Here is a 22,478-nt window from a genome sequence, read left to right as displayed (position 1 = left end):
CCGCCTGCCGGGGAGACCCGCCGCGCCGCGGGTGTGACCGAGGGACACGCGAAGGGCGCCCCCGGGTCCGGTGTGCGGACCCGGGGGCGCTCTGGTGTCGCCGTGCGGGTCAGCCGGTGTTGCGCAGGCCGGCTGCCACGCCGTTGACGGTGAGGAGCAGGGCGCGGGCGAGCAGGGGATCGGGTTCCTCGCCGGCGGCCGCGGCGTCGCGCTGGCGCTTGAGGAGCGCGACCTGGAGGTAGGAGATGGGGTCCAGGTAGGCGTCGCGGATGGTGAAGGTCTGCTTCAGCACGGGCTGGGAGTCGAGCAGCTCCCGTCCGCCGGTGATCTTCAGGACTTCGGCGACGGTGAGCTCGTGCTCGGTCCTGATGGTGTCGAAGACGTGCTTGAGCTCGTCGGGCACGAGGGTGTCGACGTAGTGCTGGGCGATCCGCAGGTCCGTCTTGGCGAGGGTCATCTCGACGTTGGAGACGAAGTTGCGGAAGAAGTGCCACTGCTCGTGCATCTCGTCGAGCACGGTGTCGAGGCCGGCTTCGCGCAGGGCCTTGAGGCCGGAGCCGACGCCGTACCAGCCGGGGACGATCTGCCGGGACTGGGTCCAGCCGAAGACCCAGGGGATGGCGCGCAGTCCGTCGAGCGAGACGCCGGAGCCGGGGCGGCGGGAGGGCCGGGAGCCCAGGTGCAGGTCGGCGAGCTGGTCCACCGGCGTCGACGCGAGGAAGTACGTCGGCAGGTCGGGGTCCTCGACGAGCCGGCGGTAGGCGGCGTGGGCGGCGTCGGAGACGACGTCCATGGCGGCGTCCCAGCGAGCGAGGGCCTCGTCGGACTGGCGGGGGGCGGTGTGCAGGGCGGAGGCCTGGAGGGTGGCCGCGACGGTCAGCTCCAGGTTCTCCCTGGCCAGCGAGGGGATGAGGTACTTGTCGGAGATGACCTCGCCCTGCTCGGTGACCTTGATCTCGCCCTCGAGGGTGCCCCAGGGCTGGGCGAGGATGGCGTCGTGGGAGGGGCCGCCGCCGCGGCCGACGGTGCCGCCGCGGCCGTGGAAGAGGCGCAGGCGGACGCCGTAGCGGTGGGCGACGTCGCGCAGCCGGCGCTGGGCGCGGTGGATCTCCCACTGGCTGGTGGTGATGCCGCCGAACTTGGAGGAGTCGGAGTAGCCGAGCATGACCTCCTGGACATCGCCGCGCAGGGCGACGAGCCGTCGGTAGGACGGGTCGGAGAGCATGTCCTCGAGGATCGTGTCGGCGGCCTTCAGCTCGTCCGTGGTCTCCAGCAGCGGCACGATGCCGATCTTGGCCCAGCCGGCGTGCAGGTCGATCAGTCCGGCCTCGCGGGCGAGGACGGCGGCGGCGAAGACGTCGTCGGCGCCCTGGCACATGGAGATGATGTAGGACTCGATGACCTCGGGTCCGAAGACCTCCAGGGCGCGCTTGACGGTGAGGAAGACGCCGAGGGTCTTCTCGCCGGCCGCGTCGACGGGCGCCGGGGTCGGGGCGAGCGGCCGGCGCGAGCGCAGTTCCTTCGCCAGGAGCTTGGTGCGGTACTCGCGGGGCATGTCCGCGTACCGCCAGGACTCCTCGCCGAGGCGGTCGAAGAGCTGGCCGAGGGCGTGGTGGTGGGCGTCGGCGTGTTCGCGGACGTCCATGGTGGCGAGCTGGAGGCCGAAGGCGGCGAGGGTGCGGATGGTGCGGTTCATGCGGCCCTCGGCGAAGAGGCCGCCGCGGTGCTCGCGCAGGGAGGTCTGGATGAGCGTCAGATCCCGGAGCAGTTCGCCGGTGCCGAGGTAGTCGCGGCCCGGCTCGTGGGGGATACCCCTGGCCAGGCGCTGCTTGGTGTTCTCCAGCTTCTGCCGGATGCAGGTGGCCTTGAGCCGGTAGGGCTCCTCGGCGTTGAGGCGCTTGTAGCGGGGGCTGATCTCGGGCAGGCGTTCGAGGTCGGCCTTCAGCGACTCCAGGAGTTCCTCCGTCGCGCCGCTGTAGCGGATGGAGTTGGAGAGGAAGCCGCGGAGTTCGTCGATCATCTCCAGGGCGTCGTTGATGCCGTGTTCGTGCTGGAGGATGAGGACGTCCCAGGTGACCTGGGGGGTGACGTTGGGGTTGCCGTCGCGGTCGCCGCCGATCCAGGTGCCGAAGGTCAGGGGGCGGGTGTCGTCCGGGAGGGTGACGCCGACGCGTTCGAGTTCGGCGGTGAGGTCCTCCAGCACGTCACCGACGGCGCCCACGTGCAGCTCGTCCAGGTAGTAGATCGCGTTGCGGGCCTCGTCGGCGGGCTCGGGGCGCACGACGCGCAGCTCGTCCGTCTGCCATACGAGGTCGATGTTCTCCGCCAGACGGGTGTCGTGGCGGCGGCGGTCGGACTCGATGACGGGGGTCTCCAGGAGCGCGGCGATGCGCCGGAGCTTGTTCAGCACCGAGCGGCGCGCGGCCTCCGTGGGGTGGGCCGTGAAGACGGGGCGGACGTTGAGGTTGCGGACCGTGTCGCGGACGTGGTCGGCGTCGGCGTCCTTGAGGCGGTCGGCGGTCCGGGCGAGCAGGCCGCCTTCGGCGGCGCGGCGGGCGCGCAGCTCGCGGCCGCGGTGCACCTGCTCGGTGACGTTGGCCAGGTGGAAGTAGGTGGAGAAGGCGCGGACCAGCTTGGCCGCGGTCTCCAGTTCGGTGCCGCGCAGCAGTTCGGCGGCTGCCTCGCCGTCCTCGCGGGTGAGGCGGCGGACCTTCTCGACCAGGTCGAGGAGCTCGGGGCCCTCCTGCCGGACGAGGGTCTCACCGAGGAGGTCACCCAGTCGGCGGATGTCGGCGCGCAGCTCGGTGCTGGTCGTCGTCTGGTCGTCGGCACTGCTCACAGGTGCGGCTCCTTGCAGTGTTGAAGCTCGTCTGGGAGGGAACCCGGAGGTCGGCCCCCGCGGCGGGCGCCGCACGGGGGCCGTGCCTCCGGGAAGAAAACAGAGCGGACCGCGCTGTCCGACCGCCTCAAGGATAGGCGGCCGGTCGGACGCGCAGGCTCTCGGGCTCTTGCCGCAGGGTGACGCACTGCCATACTTACGTCGCCGTAGGTTACGGAACCGTAGGAAACTGACCCTGCCGGTCCTGTCGCCCGGCACCTGCCTCTGTCCACGACCCCACAGGGGACGCGCATGACCACACGCTCCGACGTGATCGAAGACCCATCGAAGGCACCTGACGACACTCCCTCGGCCGAGTCCGCCACCCTCGGCGGCGAGCAGAAGCGTTCGATCGAACAGATCACGCTGCTCCTGTTCATCACCGTGCCGTTCCTGGCCCTGCTGGCGGCGGTGCCGCTGGCGTGGGGCTGGGGAGTGAGCTGGCTGGACCTCGGTCTGCTGGTCTTCTTCTACTACCTGGGCTGCCACGGCATCACGATCGGTTTCCACCGGCACTTCACGCATGGTTCCTTCAAGGCCAAGCGGCCCCTGAAGATCGCGTTGGCGATCGCGGGGTCGATGGCGGTGGAGGGACCGCTGGTCCGCTGGGTGGCGGACCACCGCAAGCACCACAGGTTCTCCGACGCGGAGGGCGACCCGCACTCGCCGTGGCGGTACGGGGAGACCGTTCCGGCCCTGATGAAGGGGCTGTGGTGGGCGCACATCGGCTGGATGTTCGACGAGGAGCAGACGCCGCAGGACAAGTACGCGCCGGATCTGATCAAGGACCGGACGCTGCGGACGATCTCCCGCCAGTTCGTGCTCTGGACGGCGCTGTCGCTGGCGCTGCCGGCGCTGATCGGCGGGCTGGTCACGATGTCCTGGTGGGGTGCGTTCACCGGGTTCTTCTGGGGTTCTCTGGTGCGGGTGGCGCTGCTGCACCACGTGACGTGGTCGATCAACTCGATCTGTCACGCGGTGGGCAAGCGGCCGTTCAAGTCGCGGGACCGGTCGGGGAACGTGTGGTGGCTGGCGGTGCTGTCGTGCGGGGAGTCCTGGCACAACCTGCACCACGCCGACCCGACGTCCGCGCGGCACGGGGTGGAGCGGGGGCAGCTGGACTCCTCGGCTCGGCTGATCCGCTGGTTCGAGAGGTTCGGCTGGGCGTACGACGTGCGCTGGCCGTCACGCTCGCGTATCGATTCGCGTCGGAACACCGATGAGGACCGCTCCCGACGCCGGAAGGCGGCCGCCGACGCGGCATGATGGACGCCGTGGCGACCGACTCCAGCAGCACCCCGAGCAGTGAAGCGAAGCCGCGGCGTGCGCGTCGCACCCGGATGACCGGTGCCGAGCGCCGCCAGCAGTTGCTGGAGATCGGTCGCACCCTCTTCGCGGAGAAGGGTTTCGAGGGCACGTCGGTGGAGGAGATCGCGGCGAAGGCCGGGGTGTCCAAGCCGGTGGTGTACGAACACTTCGGCGGCAAGGAGGGGCTGTACGCGGTGGTGGTGGACCGCGAGATGCGGCGTCTGCTGGACATGGTGACCAGCTCGCTGACGGCGGGCCATCCGCGTGAGCTGTGCGAGCAGGCCGCGTTCGCGCTGCTGGACTACATCGAGGAGTACACGGACGGTTTCCGCATCCTGGTCCGTGACTCGCCCATCCCGCAGTCGACGGGGTCCTTCGCCTCCCTCATCTCGGACATCGCCACCCAGGTGGAGGACATTCTGGGCCGCGAGTTCAAGAGCCGCGGGTTCGACCCGAAGCTGGCGCCGCTGTACGCGCAGGCGCTGGTGGGGATGGTCGCGCTGACCGGGCAGTGGTGGCTCGACGTACGCCGCCCGAAGAAGGCGGAGGTGGCGGCGCATCTGGTGAACCTGGCGTGGCACGGGCTGGACGGCCTGGAGGCCAAGCCGCACCTCATAGGGCGCCGCAAGAGCTGACACGAGCCGACCACCGCGAAGGCCCCCGTCCGGTGGACGGGGGCCTTCGCGCATCGCGTCGTGCGGCGAAGACGCCGGTGGCCGGTGCCGTCAGTGCTTGAAGACGTCCTTGGCCTTCTCCTTGGACTGGCGGGCGTCTCCCTTGGCCTGGTCGGCCCGGCCCTCGGCTTCCAGCCGCTCGTTGCCCATGGCGCGGCCGACCGCTTCCTTGGCCTTGCCCTTGGCCTGCTCCATCTTCGCCTTGGACTTCTGCTCGCCTGCCACGGTCATCACTCCCAGTCAGGTTCGGCTTCCTTCTCGCTACACCGGGTAGCCCGCGGCCGGGTGTTCAAACGCCCGGAGCGGTGCGGGCCACGGCGAACAGACGGCGGAAGGGCAGGACGGTGCCGTAGCCGTGGCGCGGGTAGGCCTCGCGGAGCAGGTCGCGGTACTCGGCGACGAAGGCGTCGCGGGCTTCGGGGTCGTCGGCGAGGGCGGTGAGGACGGGGCGCAGACCGGTGCCCTTGACCCAGTCGAGGACGGGGTCCTCGCCGGTCAGGACGTGCTGGTACGTCGTCGTCCACACGTCGGTGGCGCAGCCGAGGCGGGCGAGACGGTCGAGGTAGACGCCGGGGGCGTGGACGGAGTCCTCGCCGCGCAGGACGTCGGCGAGGCGGTTCCTCCAGCGGGGGGTGGTGCCGAGTCGGCGCAGGAGGGCGTGCAGGGGGGCGTCGAGGTTGTGGGGGACCTGGAAGGCGAAGGTGCCGCCGGGGGCGAGGCCGGCCAGCCAGTCGGGGAAGGCGTCGAGATGCCCGGGGACCCAGTGCAGGGCCGCGTTGGAGAGGATCAGGTCGTAGGTCTCCGTCGGCCTCCAGGTGGTGAGGTCGGCGTGGGCGAAGTCGAGTCGTGCGCCGGCGTGCGCCCGGGCCTCGGCGAGCATCTGCGCGGAGTTGTCGTAGCCGGTGACGCGGGCGGTGGGCCAGCGCTCGGCGAGGACGGCGGTGAGGTTGCCGGGGCCGCAGCCGAGGTCGGCGACGCGGGGCGGGTCGCCCGGCAGGTCCCGGACCCGGGCGAGGAGGTCGGTGAAGGGGCGGGCGCGGTGGCCGGCGTGGCGCAGGTACTGGGCGGGGTCCCAGGTGGGGGTGGGCATCGGGCCTCCTCGTCGTGACCGGGTGCGACGGGACCAGCCTCGCGGACGATTTAGCTTGACGTCAAGAAACTCGACATCAAGAGACTTCATGTCGACACAACCACTACACTGATCGTCATGGAGGACGAGGTCGATCGGCTGGTCGCAGCGTGGCGCCGGGAGCGCCCTGACCTCGACGTGGAGCCGCTGGAAGTGCTCAGCCGGGTGAGCAGACTGGCCCGGCACCTGGACCGCGCCCGCCGTCTGGCCTTCTCCGAGCACCAGCTGGAGCCCTGGGAGTTCGACGTGCTGACCGCGTTGCGTCGCGCGGGCTCGCCCTACCAGCTCTCACCGGGGCAGTTGCTGACGCAGACGCTGGTCACGTCGGGCACCATGACCAACCGCATCGACCGGCTGGCGAAGAAGGGCCTGGTGGAGCGGCTGCCCGACCCCAGCGACCGGCGCGGGGTCCTGGTGCGGCTCACGGACGACGGCAAGGACCGCGCCGACCAGGCACTGGCCGGGCTGCTCGACCAGGAGCGGGCGATCCTGGCCGAGCTGTCGCACGCGCAGCGCGCCGAACTGGCCGGGCTGCTACGCCAGCTGACCGCCCCGTTCGACAACATCCCCGGCTAGGTCCACGGGGCCCACCCCGGCGCGGCGCGCGAGGGCGACGGCGGCGAGGGTGGAGTGCACGCCGAGCTTGCCCAGCACGTTCTGCATGTGGGTGCGGACGGTGTGCGGCGAGAGGAACAGCCGGTCGGCGACGGCCTTGCGCCCCAGTCCCGCGACCATGCACCGCAGCACCTCCCGCTCCCGCGGGGTCAGCGACTCCACGAGCTGTTCGCTCTCGGTGCGGTGCTTGCGGGCGGCGGTCAGCTCCCTGAGCACACCGGTGAGCAGGGCGGGCGGCAGGTGCGTCTCCTCCCGCAGCACCCCGCGGACCACGGTGAGCAGGCGCGACAGCGAGCAGTCCTTCGCGACCCAGCCGGACGCGCCGGCCTGGAGGGCGAGGGCGGCCCGGCGCGGATCGTCCTTCTCGGCGAGGACGACGACGCGCACGTACGGCTGGGCGGAGCGGACCCCGGTGACGAGGGAGATCCCGTCGACCAGCCCCTCCTCGTCGGCCTCCTTCAACGACACGGCGGACCGTACCCCCGGCAGCCGGCCGCCCAGGTCGGCGTCGACGAGCAGCACGTCGAAGCGGCGGCCCTCTGCGGCCGCGCGCTCCAGGCTGCGCAGCGCCGCCGGGCCACTGCCCGCGGCGGACACGTCGACGTCGGGCTCGGCGGCCAGGGCGGCGGCGAGCGACTCGGCGAAGATACGGTGGTCGTCGACGACCAGGACTCGGATGCGAACCACGTAACCCCCTTCCCCAGGCTCCTTCTGTGGAGCAGGGGATACCCCAGGTCCGGAGAACGACGACCGGAGCGGGGACGGCGCCCGCGGGGAGCGTCGAATCGCACGGCCGCCGCCGTGCAGACATCGCTACCCCCACCACGGGCGTCGTACCCGACTGTCTCGCCCCCTGATCGGCACCGGCCCCCACCGGTGCATGTTCACAGAGTAGGGCCGTGAGCACGGAGCGGAAGTCAATTCACAGAACTGGAACTGCGACGCGTTTATGGTGTGCCGCATGTTCCGTCTTGAGACAGAAGTCGACAAAAGCAGGCGTGATCTGCTCCGTGCGCGGCTCCTCGACACCAACACGGCGGCCTCTCCCGTGCTGCGCGCGCTGCGCGGCACCCCCGACGAGCGGGAGGTCCCGCTGCACGTGTGGGCGCTGGACGCGTCCGGCGAGCTGGCGGGCGGTCTGGTCGGGCACACCTGGGCGTCCTGGCTGCACGTGACCTACCTGTGGGTCGACGCGACCCACCGGGGGGCCGGGCTCGGCACCCGACTGCTGACGCACGCCGAGGACACCGCCCGCGCAGAGCGCGGCAGCCGGCGTGCCCGCGTGGAGACCTGGGACTTCCAGGCGCCGGAGTTCTACCGCGGACTCGGCTACGAGGTGGTGTGCGTGATCGAGGACTATCCGCCGGGGATCACCGAGTACACGCTGGTCAAGCGCCTGGGGTGACCACGGGCTGCGGGGGCGGGACGACGGGCCGGGGCGGGATCCGGGGCCCGGCGGGCGCCCGGGCCGGCGGCGGAGGCGACGCTTGCGGCGGCCGGTGGCGCCGCCGGGCCGGCCGGGTGGACCGAGCGGCGGGGGCGGACCGGGCGGCGGCGCGTCGATCTCCGGCGGCGGCGGGGGCGGACCGGGCGGCGGCGCGTCGGTCTCCGGCGGCGGCGGCCCGCCGGAGACGCAGCCGGGCGACGGTCTCCTCGGCGCGGCGACGGGCGTCCGGCGCCTCGTCGCGGGCGCAGTCGACCCGTGTCCCGGCGTGGCCGAGGTGGCGGACGGCGACCAGCCGGTGGCCGAGGGCCCGCGCGATCGCCTCGATCCGCGGCCTCCGCTCGGCGGTCAGCCGCCCGACCGGCAACGCGACCCGGGCCCGCCCGTCGAGACGGGCGCGTATCCCGTCGTCGGTCACCGGGTCGCCGTCCTGGAGAAAGCCGTCAGCCCCGCACAGGTGTGCGGGGCTGACGAGGCTACCGGAACGGCTCAGGGGCGCTTGCCGCCATGCCCGCCTGCGCCGCGCGGCCCGGTGCCGTGCACCGCAAGGCGCCGGACCACGCACCCCTGATCAGGCGCTCATGGTGCAAGGACCCCTCAGGCCAGTCGGCGGGCGCCCGCCGACGGCACCGCCTCGAAGACCCGCGGCGCGGTGAGGCCGGCCGTGGCGAAGGCTTCCTCGACGGCCTTGGTCAGGGTGTCGACGTCGGTGGCCTCCGCGAGGACGATGGCCGAGCCGCCGAAGCCGCCGCCGGTCATCCGGGCGCCGAGGGCACCGGCGGCGAGGGCGGTGTCGACGACCAGGTCCAGTTCCGGGCAGGAGATGCGGAAGTCGTCGCGCAGCGAGGCGTGCCCCTCGGTGAGGACCGGGCCGATCGCGCGGGTGTCGCCCGACTCCAGGAGGGAGACGACCCGCTCGACGCGCTGGTCCTCGGTGACGACGTGGCGGACCAGGCGGCGGACCTCCTCCTCGTCGCCCAGGCGGGCCAGGGCCGCGTCCAGGTCGGCGTAGGGGATGTCGCGCAGGGCGTCGACGCCGAGGAGGGCGGCGCCCTTCTCGCAGCCGGCGCGGCGCTTGCCGTACTCGCCGTCGCTGTGGGCGTGCTTGACCTGGGTGTCGACGACGAGCAGGCGCATGCCCTCGGCCGCGAGGTCCAGCGGGATCTGCCGCTGGGACAGGTCGCGGGTGTCGAGGAACAGGGCGTGGCCGGCCTCGCAGCAGGCGGACGCGGTCTGGTCCATGATCCCGGTGGGGGCGCCGACGTAGACGTTCTCGGCGCGCTGGCACAGGCGGGCCAGCTGCCAGCGCTGGAGGCCGAGGTCGTACAGGTCGTTGAGGGCGAGCGCCACGACGACCTCCAGGGCCGCCGACGACGACAGGCCCGCGCCGGAGGGGACCGTGGAGGTCAGGTGGACGTCGGCGCCGGTGACCGGGTGGCCGGCCTCGCGCAGCGCCCAGACCACGCCCGCCGGGTACGACGTCCAGGCGGAGTCGGAGCCGGGGACGAGGTCGTCCAGCCGCAGTTCGACGGGGCCGCCCTCGACGTCCGCCGAGTGCAGGCGCAGGACGCCGTCCGTGCGCGGCGAGACCGCGGCGAGCGCGGTGTGCGGCAGCGCGAAGGGCATCACGAAGCCGTCGTTGTAGTCGGTGTGTTCACCGATGAGGTTGACGCGGCCCGGCGCCGACCAGACGCCCTCGGGCCCGGCCCCGTACAGCTCGGCGAAGCCGTCCCTGACCTGCTGCTCTCCCACCACTTACTGCTCCCTTGCGATGTTCTGGGTGAACTGCCACGCGTCCGCGACGATGCCCGCGAGGTCCGGGCGGGACGGGGTCCAGCCGAGCTTCTCGCGGGCGGTGTCCGCCGAGGCGACCAGGACGGCCGGGTCGCCGCCGCGGCGGGGCGCCACGATCTCGGGGATCGGGTGGCCGGTGACCTTGCGGACGGTCTCGATGACCTCGCGCACGGAGAAGCCGTTGCCGTTGCCGAGGTTGCAGACGAGGTGCTCGCCGGGGGTGGCGGCGGCGACGGCGAGGAGGTGGGCCTCGGCCAGGTCCGCGACGTGGATGTAGTCGCGGATGCAGGTGCCGTCGGGGGTCGGGTAGTCGTCGCCGAAGACGTTGATCGCCTCCCGGCGGCCCTGCGCGACCTGGAGGACGAGCGGGATGAGGTGCGACTCGGGGTCGTGGCGCTCACCGTGGGCGCCGTAGGCGCCCGCCACGTTGAAGTAGCGCAGCGACACCGCGCCGAGCCCGTGGGCTGCGGCCTCTCCGGTGATCATGTGGTCGACGGCGAGTTTGGTCGCGCCGTACGGGGAGGTCGGGGCGGTCGGGTCGGTCTCGGTGATCGGGGTGTTGACCGGTTCGCCGTAGGTGGCGGCGGTGGAGGAGAAGACGAGCCTGCGCACGCCCGCCTCGCGCATGGCGGCGAGCAGGGCCATGGTGCCGCCGACGTTGTTGTCCCAGTACTTCTCGGGCTTCGCCACCGACTCGCCGACCTGGGAGAAGGCGGCGAAGTGCAGCACGGCGTCGAAGGAGGGGTCGAGCCACTTGGCGGCGTCACGGATGTCGCCCTCGACGAAGGACGCCCCGGCGGGGACGCCCTCGCGGAAGCCGGTGGAGAGGTTGTCGAGGACGACGACCTCGTGACCGGCCTCCAGCAGGTGCTGGGCGACGACACTGCCCACGTACCCCGCACCACCCGTGACCAGATACTTCCCGCTCATGAACTCGCTACCTCTCGCAATCGCTCGGCCGCGCGCTCCGGCGGCACGTCGTTGATGAAGACGTTCATGCCGGATTCGGAGCCCGCGAGGAACTTCAGCTTGCCGGAAGTGCGGCGGATGGTAAAAAGCTCGAGGTGGAGCGCGAAGTCGTCACGGCCGACTCCCTCGAACTCCTCGAGCCTGCCGAAGGGCGCCTGGTGCCAGGCGGCGATGTACGGCGTCGGCGGCTCGCCCTCCCCGAAGATCCGGTCGAAGCGCCTCAACAGTTCCAGATAGACGTTCGGGAACTCCGTGCGCGCCGCTTCGTCGAGCCCGAGCAGGTCGGGCACGCGCCGCTTCGGGTAGAGGTGCACCTCGTACGGCCAGTGCGCCGCGTACGGCACGAAGGCGACCCAGTGTTCACCCTCCAGGACGACGCGCTCGTCGGCGAGCTCGCGCTCCAGCACGGCGTCGAAGAGGTTCTCCCCGCCGGTGGCGTCCCGGTAGGCGGCCACCTGGCGCAGCATCAGGGCGGTGCGGGGCGTGGTGAAGGGGTAGGCGTAGATCTGCCCGTGCGGGTGACCCAGCGTCACGCCGATCTCGGCACCCCGGTTCTCGAAGCAGAACACCTGTTCCACGGAGGGCAGATGCGAGAGCTCGGACGTGCGGTCCGTCCACGCGTCGAGGACCAGGCGCACCTGCTCCTCGGTGAGGTCGGCGAAGGAGGCGTTGTGGTCGGAGGTGAAGCAGACCACCTCGCAGCGGCCGGAGTCACCGGCGAGGGAGGGGAACCGGTTCTCGAAGACGACGACGTCGTAGGAGGAGTCCGGGATCTCGCTGAGCCGCTCGCCCTGCGAGGGGCACAGGGGGCACTCGTCGGCCGGCGGGTGGTAGGTGCGCCCCTGCCGGTGCGAGGCGACGGCGATGGAATCGCCGAGCAGCGGGTCCCGGCGTACCTCCGAAGTGGTGACCGTGCGCTCCAGCGGGCGGCGGTCCACCGCGTCGCGCACCGAGTCGTCCTTCAGGTCGTAGTAGATCAGCTCACGACCGTCGGCCAGCCGGGTCGAGGTCTTCTTCACCGCGACGCTCCATCCCTGCTGTAGCAGCAGCGCCCATCAATGCTTCAAACAGAACCGAACACATAGAACCATAAACGCCCACGCGAGTCACGACCACAACCAAACAGAGAACACCAACCGAAGTGAGCCCGTGCATGCGAACCCCCACACCCTTCGCGGCCGAGCCCCTGGCCGCCGAGCTGCGCCTCCCGACCAACTGGCTCGACTACACGATTCTCGCGATCTACTTCGTCGTCGTCCTCGGCATCGGTTTCGCCGCCCGCCGCTCGGTGAAGACCAGTCTCGACTTCTTCCTGTCCGGCCGCTCGCTGCCCGCCTGGATCACGGGCCTGGCGTTCATCTCGGCCAACCTGGCGGCCACCGAGATCCTCGGCATGGCCGCCAACAGCGCCCAGTACGGCGCGTACACCGTCCACTGGTACTGGATCGGCGCCATTCCCGCCATGGTCTTCCTCGGCCTGGTGATGATGCCGTTCTACTACGGCTCCAAGGTCCGCTCGGTCCCCGAGTTCCTGCTGCTGCGCTTCGACCGGGGGGCGCACCTGCTGAGCTCGCTCCTCTTCGCCTTCGCCGCGATCCTGATCTCCGGCGTCAACCTGTACGCGCTCGCCATCGTGGTGGAGGCGCTGCTGGGCTGGCCGCAGTGGGTGGCGATCGTGGTCGCGGGCTTCTTCGTGCTGGCGTACATCACGCTGGGCGGTCTGTCGTCGGCGATCTACAACGAGGTGCTCCAGTTCTTCGTGATCCTGGCGGCGCTGATCCCGCTGTCGGTGCTGGGCCTGAAGAAGGTGGGCGGCTGGGACGGCCTGAGCGACTCGCTCACCCGGGCCCACGGCGACGACTTCGTCACCGCCTGGGGCGGTACGGGCATCGGCAGTGACAACCCGCTGGGCGCGAACTGGCTGACGATCGTGCTCGGCCTCGGTTTCGTCCTCTCCTTCGGCTACTGGACGACGAACTTCGCGGAGGTGCAGCGCGCCCTGTCCGCGAGGAACCTCTCGGCGGCCCAGCGCACCCCGCTGATCGCCGCGTTCCCGAAGATCTTCATCGTCTTCCTGGTGATGATCCCGGGCCTGGTCGCTGCGGTCCTGGTCCCGCAGATCGGCACCGCGCGCTCGGACCTGCAGTACAACGACGCGATTCCCTACCTGATGGAACAGCTGCTGCCCAACGGTGTGCTGGGCATCGCGGTGACGGGTCTGCTGGCGGCGTTCATGGCGGGCATGGCGGCGAACGTGTCGTCCTTCAACACCGTGTTCACCACCGACATCTGGGCGAAGTACGTGGTGCGGGGCCGCGAGGACGGCTACTACGTCCGCTTCGGCCGGCTGATCACCGCGATCGGTGTGCTGGCGTCGATCGGCACGGCGTTCCTGGCGTCGTCGTTCTCGAACATCATGAGCTACCTCCAGACGCTGTTCTCCTTCTTCAACGTGCCGATGTTCGTCGTCTTCATCGTCGGCATGTTCTGGAAGCGGGCGTCGATGAAGTCCGGCTTCTGGGGGCTGCTCGCGGGCACCACGGCCGCGATGGTCAACTACTTCGTCCTCTACAAGCAGGACGTCATCTCCATCCCCTCCGACCAGGGCGCCAACTTCGTGTCGGCCATCGCGGGCTTCGTCGCGGGCGCGGTGGTGATGGTGGGCGTGTCCCTGTTCACCGCCCCCAAGCCGGAGGAGCAGCTGCGGGGCCTGGTCTACGGCACCCGCTCCCCCGGCATGGCCGAGCCGCCGGCGGCGGGCGACGACGCCTGGTACCGGCGGCCGGCACTGCTGGGCTGGGGCGCCGTGATCCTTGCCGCCGCCTGCTACATCCCGTTCTCGTTCTGAGCGCTCCCGGTCACGGGAGAATGGAGAGACCATGTCCGAGCAGTTCGAACCCGAGGAGCGCGCGCAGGCAGCCGAGCGGCTGCGGCGGGCCGGGTACTCCGAGGCGGACGTCCAGCGCGAGGTCACCGAGCTGGAGGAGAAGTCCGCGACGGCGGCCCGCATCTTCGACCTGCGCCGCATCATCGGCGGCCTGTTCGTCGTCTACGGAGTGATCGTCACGATCGCCGGCATCACGGACGGCGACGCGGAGATCGACAAGGCACAGGGCGTCAACATCAACCTGTGGACCGGGCTCGGGATGCTGGCGCTGGGCCTGTTCTTCCTGGCCTGGCTGAAGCTGCGGCCGGTGGCGCCGCCCACCCCGCCGCTGCCGCCGGAGGCCGTGGACGACGACGCGCCCCGGACGCGGTAGCCGCCGGGTCGCCGACCGGTGCCGAACCAGCGTGGGCCGGGGCCGGAAGGGTGGTCCCGACGGGCCGCCCGGCTCGCACGGGAACCTGTGCCGTCCTCGGTGTGCGGCGGGGCGGTGCGGGGCGGGCGGGACGGCGGCCAGGACGTCCGGGAGCCGCTCCAGCCGGGATTCCGCCGGCCCGTGCGACCCCTGCTGCTCGCCGGTCCGCGCACGGCGGCGGTCGGCGAAGGCACCCCGGTCACCGGGGCGAGGGGGTCGTAGAGGGGCCCGAGGGTCGGGGGCGCAGGACGGCGAGGGCCTCGCCGGTTCACCGACGACGCGCTCGCGGTCGCGGTCGGCCGGGGGATGCGGTCCCGGGCCGTGGCGAGGTCACGCCGGAAAGCGGGAGCCGTCCCGCAAGTGGGTGAGGGGCGTGCCGCGAGGAGGCCGAGGCGGGACGCGAGCGGCTCCGTACCGGGCCGCGCGGCCGTCTCGTCGAGGACGACGGCGTCCGGTCCGCCGTCCGTCCCGACGGGGCGGCTAGGGGGTCGGGTCCGTATGCGGCGGGTCCACCGTGGGCAACGAGATGATCGCCGAGGGCGGGAAAGAAGGCGGCTCCGGGACCCGCGGTCGCGGGTCCCGGAGCCGCCCCGGTGTCAGTCGCCCAGGCCGAGCAGGACGTTCAGGAGACCGGCCTGCTGCGTGGCCTCCTGGCCGGAGACGGCCACAGCGGTGCCGTTGTCGCCGTTGTTGCACACCTGGTTGACCGTGGTCTGCTTCGACACGTTGCCGAGGAGCGCCAGGTTCAGCTCCGGCAGGGCGAGCAGGCCGTCGCCGCCGTTGGTGTTGCCGGCCTCAGCGCTCTGGACGCAGATCCTGTCCCCGCCCGCCGTGCCGTTGTCCGTGCCCGTGCGGGCGTAGTCGTCGGCAGAGGCGACGCCCGCACCGACCATGCCGAGGCTGCCGATCATGGCGGCGACGAGGGCAACCTTCTGAAGCTTGCGCATTACATCCTCTTTCGGTTCGAGTGGCGCGTTTCGTCGTACACACGAAACGTTACGGTTGATCACCGTATGTTACGTTTGCACCTTTTGCACTTCACCACGCCGACCCGCGCACGGCAACCGCTGATGCCCACTCGGATGACCCCCGGAGCCGACGGGAGAACCACGTCGGGGTGCGTCGGGCGACGGCGGGGCCGCGTCGGCGCGGGGTGATGTGAGACGACGGCGACGGTCACCGCGGGTGGGATCGAGGACGCCGGGCAGCGCTCACCGCAGACGGGATGCGCACAGATGACGTGAGACGACGGCGTACACCGCGGGTGGGATCGAGGACGGCGGGCAGCGCTCACCGCAGAGGGATGCGCACAGATGACGTGACGAGGGCGGGCAGCGCTCACCGCAGAGGGATGCGCACAGGTGACGTGACGAGGGCGGGCGGCGCTCACCGTAGAGGGGGTGCGAGATCGAGGACGGCGGGCGGCGCTCACCCCGGGTGGGGTCGGGTGCCCGTCTGCTCGTCGTCGAGGTTGCGCGGCAGCGGGCCCGCGCGGTCCAGCAGGCCCGTCCTGGCCGCCAGGGCCGCCGCCTCCAGGCGTGAGCCCACGCCCAGCTTCATCAGGACGCGCTGGACGTGGGTACGGGCCGTGGAGGGGGCGATGCCCATGCCGGCGGCGATGAGCCGGGTGTCCTCGCCCTCGGCGACGCGGACCAGGACCTCCACCTCGCGCGGGGTGAGCAGCTCCAGCAGGCGCTGACCCTCGTCGTCCGGCTGGGCCGCGGGGTTCAGCAGCTCGCTGAAGGCCCCCTGGAGCAGTTGCGGCGCCACCGCCGCCTCACCCGCCCGCGCCTTCATGATCGCCCGCTCGACGCCCTCGATGCGCTCGTCGTGCCGTACGTAGCCCGAGGCGCCCGCCGCGAACGCCGCCGCGATGCCGCGCGGGCTCGGCACCGGTCCCAGGACCAGGACGGCGACCTGGGGCCGGTCCCGTTTGATGCGGACCACGGGGTCGAAGACGCCCGGCTCGGCAGGGGCCGCCGTCCCCAGCAGGCACACCTCGGGCGCCCGGGTGATCACCAGTTCCGCCGCGCCCGCGGCGGGCGCCGCCGCGGCGAGCACCCGGTGCCCCCGCAGTTTCAGCGCCGAGGCCAGCGCCTCGGCGAGCAGTCGGTGGTCGTCGACCACCATCAGCCGCACTCCCATCGAGCAACCCCCCAGTCCCCCCACGAACAGGAAAAAGGTGCCCCCCGGCACCCGTCCTTCATGCCCCCGGAAGCTACACGCTTGTTCGACGTTGCGCTCCCCTACCGGTGAGAACTGCCCCGGATCACCGAAATTCCCCACGTTCGAGGGTGTTGAGCGGTACGTGAACGGCCCCGCCCCTGAGCAGGGGCGGGGCCGTTCACGGCGTCGGGGCGACGATCAGCCGCTCGTGCCGAACGCCAGCGCCAGGTACTCCCGGCGGCCGGAGGTGGAGTCGTCCGCGTACACCTGGGACATGTAGAGGTGCCCCTGGGAGTAGATGATCTCCGCGTACTGCGGGGACATGCTGGACTCGGCGTCGCGCACCGACTCCGTGGACGGGTTCTGCATCAGCTTCGTCTGCTTGAACGTGCCGCCGTCGATGCTGACGATCTGGCCGCCCTCGTCGTACGGCGGACGCTTGTAGGCGATCAGGTTGCCGCCGTCCATGCGCAGCGGGATCAGCTCGTAGTCGTCGCCGGCGTCCGCGCGCTGGCCGGTCTGCTTGCCGGTGGCCAGGTCGAAGGCGAGGACCTCGTTGGTCTCGGCGTACTCGCCGGTGCCGTCGTGCTCCTCGGTCGGCAGGTACAGCCGGTCGTTGCCGACCACCACGCCCGTGCACTGCTCGACCTTGGTGATGCCGTCGCAGCGGCCCGCGAACTGCTCGCCCGGCGCGGAGATCCGGGTGCGCAGCTTGCCGGTCTTGTTGTCGATGGAGAAGAAGTCCGAGATGCCGCTGCCGTCCTGGGCGCTGTCGCCGACGTCGGCGGCCACGACCAGCGGGTCCGTCGAGACGACGGACGCGTACTCGATGCCGGTCGCCATCTTGTACTCGGAGAGCACCTTCCCGGAGACCGGGTCGATGGTCTGGATGTGCAGCTCGCGGGCGTCGTAGTCACCGCACTTGCGCACCGCGACCAGCTTGGCGCCGCCGCCGTACCCGGCGTCGTAACAGCTGTCGGTGGGCTTCGGGGACCACAGCGACTTTCCGGTGGCGATGTCGAAGGCCGCGCCGCCCTCGCTGGCGCCCAGGGCGACCGTGTGCCCGCTGACGGTGACGTTGTCGAAGGTGACCGGGTAGTCACCGGAGTTGACGGTCTTCGACCACAACTGCTTGCCGGCGGCGAGGTCGATCGCGGCGACCTGGCTGCACCCGGCCGAGGAGTCCTTGGCGGGCATCTTGGGCTGGAAGACGACGGCCGTCTTGTCGTCCTCGGTGGCGTACTTGCTGGCCGTGCACACCGGGCCGGGCAGCTTGATCGTCCACAGCTTGGTGCCCTTGTCCGGGTCGTAGCCGTTGATCTCGGCCACGCCCGCCTTCACGTACGCCTTGTCCGTCAGCCAGGAGCCGGTCACGACGACGCTGTCGTCCTTGGCGACCGGGGGCGACGGCAGCTGGAAGAGGACCTTGGACGCCGGGTTGGCCGGCACCTTCTCGGTGCCGCCGGAGGAGGTGCCCCCGCTGCCGCCCTTGTCGCCGCCGCCGGTCGTGCCGCCGCTGCTCGCCTTGTCGTCCTTCTTGCCGCCGTCGTCGGAGCCGGCGTACCAGACGCCACCGCCGACGATCAGCGCGATCGCGACGACCGCCGCGACGATGATCGCCGTCTGCGCGTTGAACCTGCGCCCGGTGCCGGGGGCGGCACCCGCCTGCGGCTGCATGGGCATGGTGGGCTGGCCGGCGTACCCCGGGTAGCCGGCGGGCGGCGTCTGGTAGCCCTGCGGGCTCTGGCCCGGGTAGCCGTAGCCCGGCTGCTGGCCGTAGGGCGCCTGCTGGCCGTAGGGATTGGGCTGCGGCTGGCCGTAGGCGCCGGGCTGCCCGGGGGCGGGCTGCCCGGGGGCGGGCTGGCCCGGGTAGCCGTAGCCGGGACCGGGCGGGGGCTGGGGCGGCTGCGCCGGCGGGGCCGCCTGCGGGTAGCCGTAGCCCGGGCCGGACGGCGGTTGCGGCGGGGCCGCGGGGGCCTGGTGCGGCATGGGGCCGCCCTGGGCCGGCGTCTTGTCGAGCTGCGGGCCCTCCGGCGGGGCCGGCGGCGGGGTGGGCGCGCCGAAGGCGCCCTGCTGCTGCGGAGGCTGCGGGGGCTGGTCCTGCGGCGTGCCGGGGCCCTGCGGGGGCTGGTTCGGCGGCGGGGGCGGCGGCTGGGTCATGGTGTGGGTACCTCGGGGTGATGCTCGGGAAGTCGGAGCCGGGACGACGGGGGCGCGCACGCCGGGGGCGCGGGCGCCCGGGGCGCGAACGCCGGGGCGGGGAAGAGCCGGTGCCTCACTTGCCGTAGGCGAGCATCAGCTTCTCCTTCGACTCGTCGTTGCCCGTCAGCCGGGTGGAGGAGAGGTAGAAGCGGCCGTCGACCCAGGCGAGGTCGCGCGAGTAGAAGCCGTCCTCGATGTCGATCGTGGCCTCCGGGAGCTGCATGAGCGTCTTCGGCGTGTGCGCGGCTCCCGCGATCGGGATCGCCACGACCCGGCCGGCCGCGTCGTAGGAGGGCTCGACGTAGGCGACGAGGTTGCCGCCCTCGGCCTTCACCGGGAACATCGACTCCTCCAGCGGGGACTTCACCCGCCACTTCTCCTTGCCGGTGGTCAGGTCGATCGCCACGATCTCGTTGGCGCCGGTGGTGGCCTTGGTCGGCAGGTAGAGGGTGTTGGCGTCGGCGGCCGTGCCCGAGCAGCCGTCGAGGTCGCGCTGGAGGATGGCCCAGCCGCACTCGGGGGCGAAGTCCTCGTCGAAGCCGACCTGCGAGCGGAAGGTGCCGTTCGGCTTGAGGGTGGAGATGTTCCAGGCGTTCTTCGCCTCGTTGGTGCTGTAGATCACCAACGGGTCGACGGAGTACGTCCGCTCGACCTCCCAGCCCTTGTCGAACTTCTGGGTCCACTTGACCCTGCCGGTCGCCGGGTCCAGCTCCTGCACCTCGTCGTGCTCGTTCGCGCCGGTCGCGTCGCAGGAGGCCACCGCGATCAGCTTGGTGCCGCCGGCGAAGGCGCTCGGGTAGCAGGAGTCGCCGTACTTCTTCTTGTCGTACAGCTTCTTGCCCGTGCGCACGTCATAGGCGGTGCCGGACTGGGAGCGGCCGACCATCAGGGTGTTGCCCGCGAGGGACAGTTCGATGCTGATGGCGCTGTCGAACAGCTCACCGTCGGCGACGGTGGCGGTCCAGCCCTTGGCGCCGGTGTTGAGGTCGATCTGCATGATCTGGCTGCACTTGGCGCGGTCGCTGGTGCCGCTCATGTACGCCACGACGACCTTGTCGTCGGCCGTCTTCTGCGGGCTGACCGCGCAGACCTTCTGCGGCAGGGCGATCGTGGGCCACGTCGGCCGGCCGTCGGTGACGTTGTACGCGACGACCTCCTTGTAGGCGGCCTTGACCGCGGCCTTGGAGGTGATCCACATGCCGGGGGCGTCGGCGCCGGAGGCCGGCGCGTCGGGCGCCTCCTTGTACCAGAGGACCTTGGCCTCGCCGGCCTGGCGGGTGGCGTTGAAGTCCTCCTGCTCCTCGGCGCCGTCGCCGCTGCCGTCACCGGGGTTGACGGGGCTCTCGCTCGCCGTCGCCTTGGCGTCGTCGCTCTGCTTGGTGACCGGCTTCTTGTCGCCCCCGTCGTCGCCGCTCGTCACCGCGAAGACGGTGCCGCCGATGACGAGCAGGGCGGCCGCGGCGGCACCGGCGATCAGGGCCGGCTTGCCCTTGAAGGGGCCGCGCGGACCGCCCGGCGGCGGGGTGCCGGGGGCCCCCGGGAACTGGGGCGGCTGCGGGTAGCCGTAGCCGGGCTGCTGGCCGTAGGGGGCGGTCGGCTGGGCGCCGTAGGGGCCGGGCTGCTGCGGCGGGCCGTACGGGCCGGCCGGGCCCGTGGTGCCGTAGGGGCCGGGCTGCTGCTGGGTGTACGGGCCCGGCTGCTGGGGCTGTTGCTGCGGGTAGCCGTAACCGGGCTGCGGCGGGGCCTGGGGCGGCTGGCCGGGCATCTGGGGGGCGCCGAAGCCACCGCTCTGCGGGGCCGACGGCGGCTGGTCCTGCGGCGGTTGGTGGTGCGGCGCTCCGAAACCGCCTTGCTGCGGCGGCTGGTTGGGCGGCTGAGTCATCAGCGTGTCCCCCCTCGTCACTGATTTTTAGCCACGCCCCGAGGTGTGTGACGGCCCCGAAGTCGTACGCAGAAATGTGTCAACCGGCTCTTTCTATCACCCGCCACCGACAGTGCAGGGGCCCGCGTCCGCCCCTGTTCCCAAGGGCGGACGGGGCTGTGATGCCGTTGTTATGCGCCTTCACTCCCCCTTCACGCGGCGCACGCGCTGTCGCCGTGCGCGGGGGTGAGCAGGCGTGGGGAGCGCGTGAGGGGTGGTTCGCGCCGCCCCGGGAGGCCGCTACGCGTCTTCCGCCAGTTCCAGCCAGCGCAGTTCGAGGTCCTCCCGTTCCGCGGTCAGGGCGCGCAGTTCGGTGTCGAGTTCGGCGACCTTGGCGAAGTCGGTGGCGTTGTCGGCGATCCGGGCGTGGAGCTGGGTCTCCTTGTCGGAGATGCGGTCCAGTTGGCGCTCGATCTTCTGGAGTTCCTTCTTCGCGGCGCGCTGGTCGGCGGCGCTCTTCTCCGGTGCCGCCTTCTGCGCGGCGGGCGCCGCCGCGGCCGTGGCCGCCGCGGCGGCCTCCTCCATGCGGTGGCGGCGCTCCAGGTACTCGTCGATGCCGCGCGGGAGCATCCGCAGGGTGGCGTCGCCGAGGAGGGCGTACACCTTGTCGGTGGTGCGCTCGACGAAGAACCGGTCGTGGGAGATGACGATCATCGAGCCCGGCCAGCCGTCGAGGACGTCCTCGAGCTGGGTGAGGGTCTCGATGTCGAGGTCGTTGGTCGGCTCGTCGAGGAAGAGGACGTTGGGCTCGTCCATGAGCAGGCGCAGCAGTTGGAGACGGCGGCGCTCACCGCCGGAGAGGTCCCCGACGGGCGTCCACTGCTTGTCCTTGTTGAAGCCGAACGTCTCGCACAGCTGACCCGCGGTCATCTCGCGGCCCTTGCCCAGGTCGACGCGCTCGCGCACCCGCTGCACGGCCTCCAGGACCCGCCAGGTGGGGTCGAGTTCGGCGACCTCCTGGGAGAGGTAGGCCAGTCTGACCGTCCGGCCGACGGCGATCCGGCCGGCCGCGGGCTGGGTCTCGCCCTCGCTGCGGGCGGCGTCGGCCATGGCCCGCAGCAGGGACGTCTTCCCGGCGCCGTTGACGCCGACGAGGCCGATGCGGTCGCCGGGGCCGAGGTGCCAGGTGACGTGTTCGAGCAGCGTCTTGGGGCCGGCCTGGACGCTCACGTCCTCCAGGTCGAACACGGTCCTGCCGAGCCGCGACGAGGCGAACTTCATCAGCTCGCTGCTGTCGCGCGGCGGCGGCACGTCCGCGATGAGCTCGTTGGCGGCCTCGATGCGGAAGCGCGGCTTGGACGTGCGGGCGGGCGCGCCGCGCCGCAGCCAGGCCAGCTCCTTGCGGACCAGGTTCTGCCGCTTGACCTCCTCCGTCGCCGCGATCCGCTCGCGCTCGGCGCGCGCGAAGACGTAGTCGGAGTAGCCGCCCTCGTACTCGTGGACGTCGCCGCGCTGCACGTCCCACATGCGGGTGCAGACCTGGTCGAGGAACCAGCGGTCGTGGGTGACGCACACCAGGGCGGAGCGGCGGGCGCGCAGGTGGGCGGCGAGCCAGGCGATGCCCTCGACGTCGAGGTGGTTGGTCGGCTCGTCGAGGACGATCAGGTCCTGGTCCTCGATGAGCAGCTTGGCGAGCGCGATCCGGCGGCGCTCGCCACCGGAGAGCGGACCGATGACGGTGTCCAGGCCCTGCGGGAAACCGGGCAGGTCGAGACCGCCGAACAGTCCGGTCAGCACGTCCCTGATCTTGGCGTTGCCGGCCCACTCGTGGTCGGCCAGGTCGCGGATGACCTCGTGGCGGACGGTGGCGGCGGGGTCGAGCGAGTCGTGCTGGGTGAGGACGCCCAGGCGCAGCCCGCCGGAGTGCGTGACCCGCCCGGTGTCGGCGTCCTCCAGCTTGGCGAGCATGCGGATCAGGGTGGTCTTGCCGTCGCCGTTGCGGCCGACGACGCCGATCCGGTCCCCTTCGGACACGCCGAGCGAGATGCCGTCGAGGAGCGTACGGGTTCCGTACACCTTGCTGACGTTCTCGACATTGACCAGGTTGACGGCCATTTCACTCCTGCCCGGGGGGATGGA

General features: G+C 71.7%; 19 protein-coding genes. 6 read left to right on the top strand and 13 right to left on the bottom strand.

The genetic code is table 11. From position 1 onward, the window contains the following. Positions 1 to 109 precede the first annotated feature (109 nt). Entirely contained in the window at positions 110 to 2,839 is a 2,730-nt protein-coding gene (gene ppc / locus ACZ4YY_RS23595; RefSeq protein WP_468293465.1) for a phosphoenolpyruvate carboxylase, read from the bottom strand. Positions 2,840 to 3,130: 291 nt separating this feature from the next. Here ppc and ACZ4YY_RS23590 point away from each other — a divergent pair, with 291 nt between their 5' ends. Both ACZ4YY_RS23590 and ACZ4YY_RS23585 read left to right on the top strand, forming a co-directional pair. Continuing rightward, positions 3,131 to 4,144 carry an acyl-CoA desaturase gene (locus ACZ4YY_RS23590; RefSeq protein WP_468293464.1) on the top strand — a complete coding sequence of 338 codons (1,014 nt, stop codon included), beginning with the start codon at positions 3,131 to 3,133 and terminating at the stop codon, positions 4,142 to 4,144. Then, positions 4,141 to 4,821, top strand: coding sequence for a TetR family transcriptional regulator (locus ACZ4YY_RS23585; protein ID WP_468293461.1), 681 nt, complete (start codon positions 4,141 to 4,143; stop codon positions 4,819 to 4,821). The genes ACZ4YY_RS23590 and ACZ4YY_RS23585 overlap by 4 nt, the downstream gene beginning before the upstream one ends. 90 nt (positions 4,822 to 4,911) lie before the next feature. Here ACZ4YY_RS23585 and ACZ4YY_RS23580 read toward each other — a convergent pair whose 3' ends face one another. Together ACZ4YY_RS23580 and ACZ4YY_RS23575 are read right to left on the bottom strand one after the other, a co-directional pair. After that, positions 4,912 to 5,085 (bottom strand): CsbD family protein, encoded by a 174-nt coding sequence (locus ACZ4YY_RS23580; RefSeq protein WP_468293778.1) that lies wholly within the window; start codon positions 5,083 to 5,085, stop codon positions 4,912 to 4,914. 64 nt (positions 5,086 to 5,149) lie between these two features. Then, positions 5,150 to 5,950, bottom strand: coding sequence for a trans-aconitate 2-methyltransferase (locus ACZ4YY_RS23575; protein ID WP_468293458.1), 801 nt, complete (start codon positions 5,948 to 5,950; stop codon positions 5,150 to 5,152). Positions 5,951 to 6,067: 117 nt separating this feature from the next. On the opposite strand from ACZ4YY_RS23575, the gene ACZ4YY_RS23570 reads away from it, so the two are divergent. After that, a complete protein-coding gene (locus tag ACZ4YY_RS23570; protein ID WP_468293455.1) occupies positions 6,068 to 6,565 on the top strand; it encodes a MarR family winged helix-turn-helix transcriptional regulator in 498 nt (165 codons plus the stop codon). Here the strand turns inward: ACZ4YY_RS23570 and ACZ4YY_RS23565 are convergent. Continuing rightward, complete coding sequence (locus ACZ4YY_RS23565; RefSeq protein ID WP_468293453.1) at positions 6,524 to 7,291, bottom strand: LuxR C-terminal-related transcriptional regulator; 768 nt, start codon at positions 7,289 to 7,291, stop codon at positions 6,524 to 6,526. The genes ACZ4YY_RS23570 and ACZ4YY_RS23565 overlap by 42 nt on opposite strands. A gap of 262 nt (positions 7,292 to 7,553) precedes the next feature. On the opposite strand from ACZ4YY_RS23565, the gene ACZ4YY_RS23560 reads away from it, so the two are divergent. Next, positions 7,554 to 8,009 (top strand): GNAT family N-acetyltransferase, encoded by a 456-nt coding sequence (locus ACZ4YY_RS23560; protein ID WP_468293451.1) that lies wholly within the window; start codon positions 7,554 to 7,556, stop codon positions 8,007 to 8,009. Here the strand turns inward: ACZ4YY_RS23560 and ACZ4YY_RS23555 are convergent. The 4 genes from ACZ4YY_RS23555 to galT form a co-directional block, all read right to left on the bottom strand. Continuing rightward, positions 7,993 to 8,466, bottom strand: coding sequence for a hypothetical protein (locus ACZ4YY_RS23555; protein WP_468293449.1), 474 nt, complete (start codon positions 8,464 to 8,466; stop codon positions 7,993 to 7,995). The two genes, ACZ4YY_RS23560 and ACZ4YY_RS23555, sit on opposite strands and share 17 nt — an antisense overlap. A 179-nt stretch (positions 8,467 to 8,645) precedes the next feature. Next, on the bottom strand, positions 8,646 to 9,800 hold the full coding sequence (gene galK / locus ACZ4YY_RS23550) for a galactokinase (protein WP_468293446.1): 1,155 nt from the start codon (positions 9,798 to 9,800) through the stop codon (positions 8,646 to 8,648). 3 nt (positions 9,801 to 9,803) lie between these two features. Continuing rightward, positions 9,804 to 10,772, bottom strand: coding sequence for a UDP-glucose 4-epimerase GalE (gene galE, locus ACZ4YY_RS23545; protein WP_468293443.1), 969 nt, complete (start codon positions 10,770 to 10,772; stop codon positions 9,804 to 9,806). Then, on the bottom strand, positions 10,769 to 11,830 hold the full coding sequence (gene galT / locus ACZ4YY_RS23540; protein WP_468293441.1) for a galactose-1-phosphate uridylyltransferase: 1,062 nt from the start codon (positions 11,828 to 11,830) through the stop codon (positions 10,769 to 10,771). Before galT ends, galE begins: the two co-directional genes overlap by 4 nt. Positions 11,831 to 11,964: 134 nt before the next feature. On the opposite strand from galT, the gene ACZ4YY_RS23535 reads away from it, so the two are divergent. Then, a complete protein-coding gene (locus ACZ4YY_RS23535; protein ID WP_468293439.1) occupies positions 11,965 to 13,659 on the top strand; it encodes a sodium:solute symporter family protein in 1,695 nt (564 codons plus the stop codon). Between the two features lie 31 nt (positions 13,660 to 13,690). Further along, entirely contained in the window at positions 13,691 to 14,071 is a 381-nt protein-coding gene (locus tag ACZ4YY_RS23530; protein WP_468293436.1) for a hypothetical protein, read from the top strand. Positions 14,072 to 14,706: 635 nt separating this feature from the next. Here the strand turns inward: ACZ4YY_RS23530 and ACZ4YY_RS23525 are convergent. From ACZ4YY_RS23525 to ACZ4YY_RS23505, 5 genes are all read right to left on the bottom strand, one after another. Then, positions 14,707 to 15,057: a hypothetical protein gene (locus tag ACZ4YY_RS23525; RefSeq protein WP_468293433.1), complete on the bottom strand. Its 351-nt coding sequence runs from the start codon at positions 15,055 to 15,057 to the stop codon at positions 14,707 to 14,709. A 481-nt stretch (positions 15,058 to 15,538) separates the two neighbouring features. Further along, complete coding sequence (locus tag ACZ4YY_RS23520; RefSeq protein ID WP_468293430.1) at positions 15,539 to 16,255, bottom strand: helix-turn-helix transcriptional regulator; 717 nt, start codon at positions 16,253 to 16,255, stop codon at positions 15,539 to 15,541. Positions 16,256 to 16,474: 219 nt separating this feature from the next. Next, on the bottom strand, positions 16,475 to 18,436 hold the full coding sequence (locus tag ACZ4YY_RS23515; protein ID WP_468293428.1) for an outer membrane protein assembly factor BamB family protein: 1,962 nt from the start codon (positions 18,434 to 18,436) through the stop codon (positions 16,475 to 16,477). Positions 18,437 to 18,551: 115 nt separating this feature from the next. Continuing rightward, positions 18,552 to 20,360, bottom strand: coding sequence for an outer membrane protein assembly factor BamB family protein (locus tag ACZ4YY_RS23510; protein ID WP_468293425.1), 1,809 nt, complete (start codon positions 20,358 to 20,360; stop codon positions 18,552 to 18,554). Positions 20,361 to 20,639: 279 nt separating this feature from the next. Continuing rightward, positions 20,640 to 22,454: an ABC-F family ATP-binding cassette domain-containing protein gene (locus tag ACZ4YY_RS23505; RefSeq protein WP_468293422.1), complete on the bottom strand. Its 1,815-nt coding sequence runs from the start codon at positions 22,452 to 22,454 to the stop codon at positions 20,640 to 20,642. Positions 22,455 to 22,478 lie beyond the last annotated feature (24 nt).

The organism is Streptomyces sp. NPDC030143 (assembly GCF_055573695.1).
Note: the sequence above shows the minus strand (reverse complement) of the source record. Positions and strands in the feature narration are given on the sequence as shown.

Excerpts from the sequence above, each read along its gene's own strand:
- ACZ4YY_RS23520 (WP_468293430.1), bottom strand. The coding sequence starts at position 16,255 with ATGGGAGTGCGGCTGATGGTGGTCGACGACCACCGACTGCTCGCCGAG.
- ACZ4YY_RS23510 (WP_468293425.1), bottom strand. The coding sequence starts at position 20,360 with ATGACTCAGCCGCCCAACCAGCCGCCGCAGCAAGGCGGTTTCGGAGCG.
- ACZ4YY_RS23585 (WP_468293461.1), top strand. The coding sequence starts at position 4,141 with ATGATGGACGCCGTGGCGACCGACTCCAGCAGCACCCCGAGCAGTGAA.
- ACZ4YY_RS23535 (WP_468293439.1), top strand. The coding sequence starts at position 11,965 with ATGCGAACCCCCACACCCTTCGCGGCCGAGCCCCTGGCCGCCGAGCTG.
- ACZ4YY_RS23575 (WP_468293458.1), bottom strand. The coding sequence starts at position 5,950 with ATGCCCACCCCCACCTGGGACCCCGCCCAGTACCTGCGCCACGCCGGC.
- ACZ4YY_RS23590 (WP_468293464.1), top strand. The coding sequence starts at position 3,131 with ATGACCACACGCTCCGACGTGATCGAAGACCCATCGAAGGCACCTGAC.
- ACZ4YY_RS23525 (WP_468293433.1), bottom strand. The coding sequence starts at position 15,057 with ATGCGCAAGCTTCAGAAGGTTGCCCTCGTCGCCGCCATGATCGGCAGC.
- ACZ4YY_RS23515 (WP_468293428.1), bottom strand. The coding sequence starts at position 18,436 with ATGACCCAGCCGCCGCCCCCGCCGCCGAACCAGCCCCCGCAGGGCCCC.
- galE (WP_468293443.1), bottom strand. The coding sequence starts at position 10,772 with ATGAGCGGGAAGTATCTGGTCACGGGTGGTGCGGGGTACGTGGGCAGT.
- ACZ4YY_RS23560 (WP_468293451.1), top strand. The coding sequence starts at position 7,554 with ATGGTGTGCCGCATGTTCCGTCTTGAGACAGAAGTCGACAAAAGCAGG.
- ACZ4YY_RS23530 (WP_468293436.1), top strand. The coding sequence starts at position 13,691 with ATGTCCGAGCAGTTCGAACCCGAGGAGCGCGCGCAGGCAGCCGAGCGG.
- ACZ4YY_RS23505 (WP_468293422.1), bottom strand. The coding sequence starts at position 22,454 with ATGGCCGTCAACCTGGTCAATGTCGAGAACGTCAGCAAGGTGTACGGA.
- ACZ4YY_RS23570 (WP_468293455.1), top strand. The coding sequence starts at position 6,068 with ATGGAGGACGAGGTCGATCGGCTGGTCGCAGCGTGGCGCCGGGAGCGC.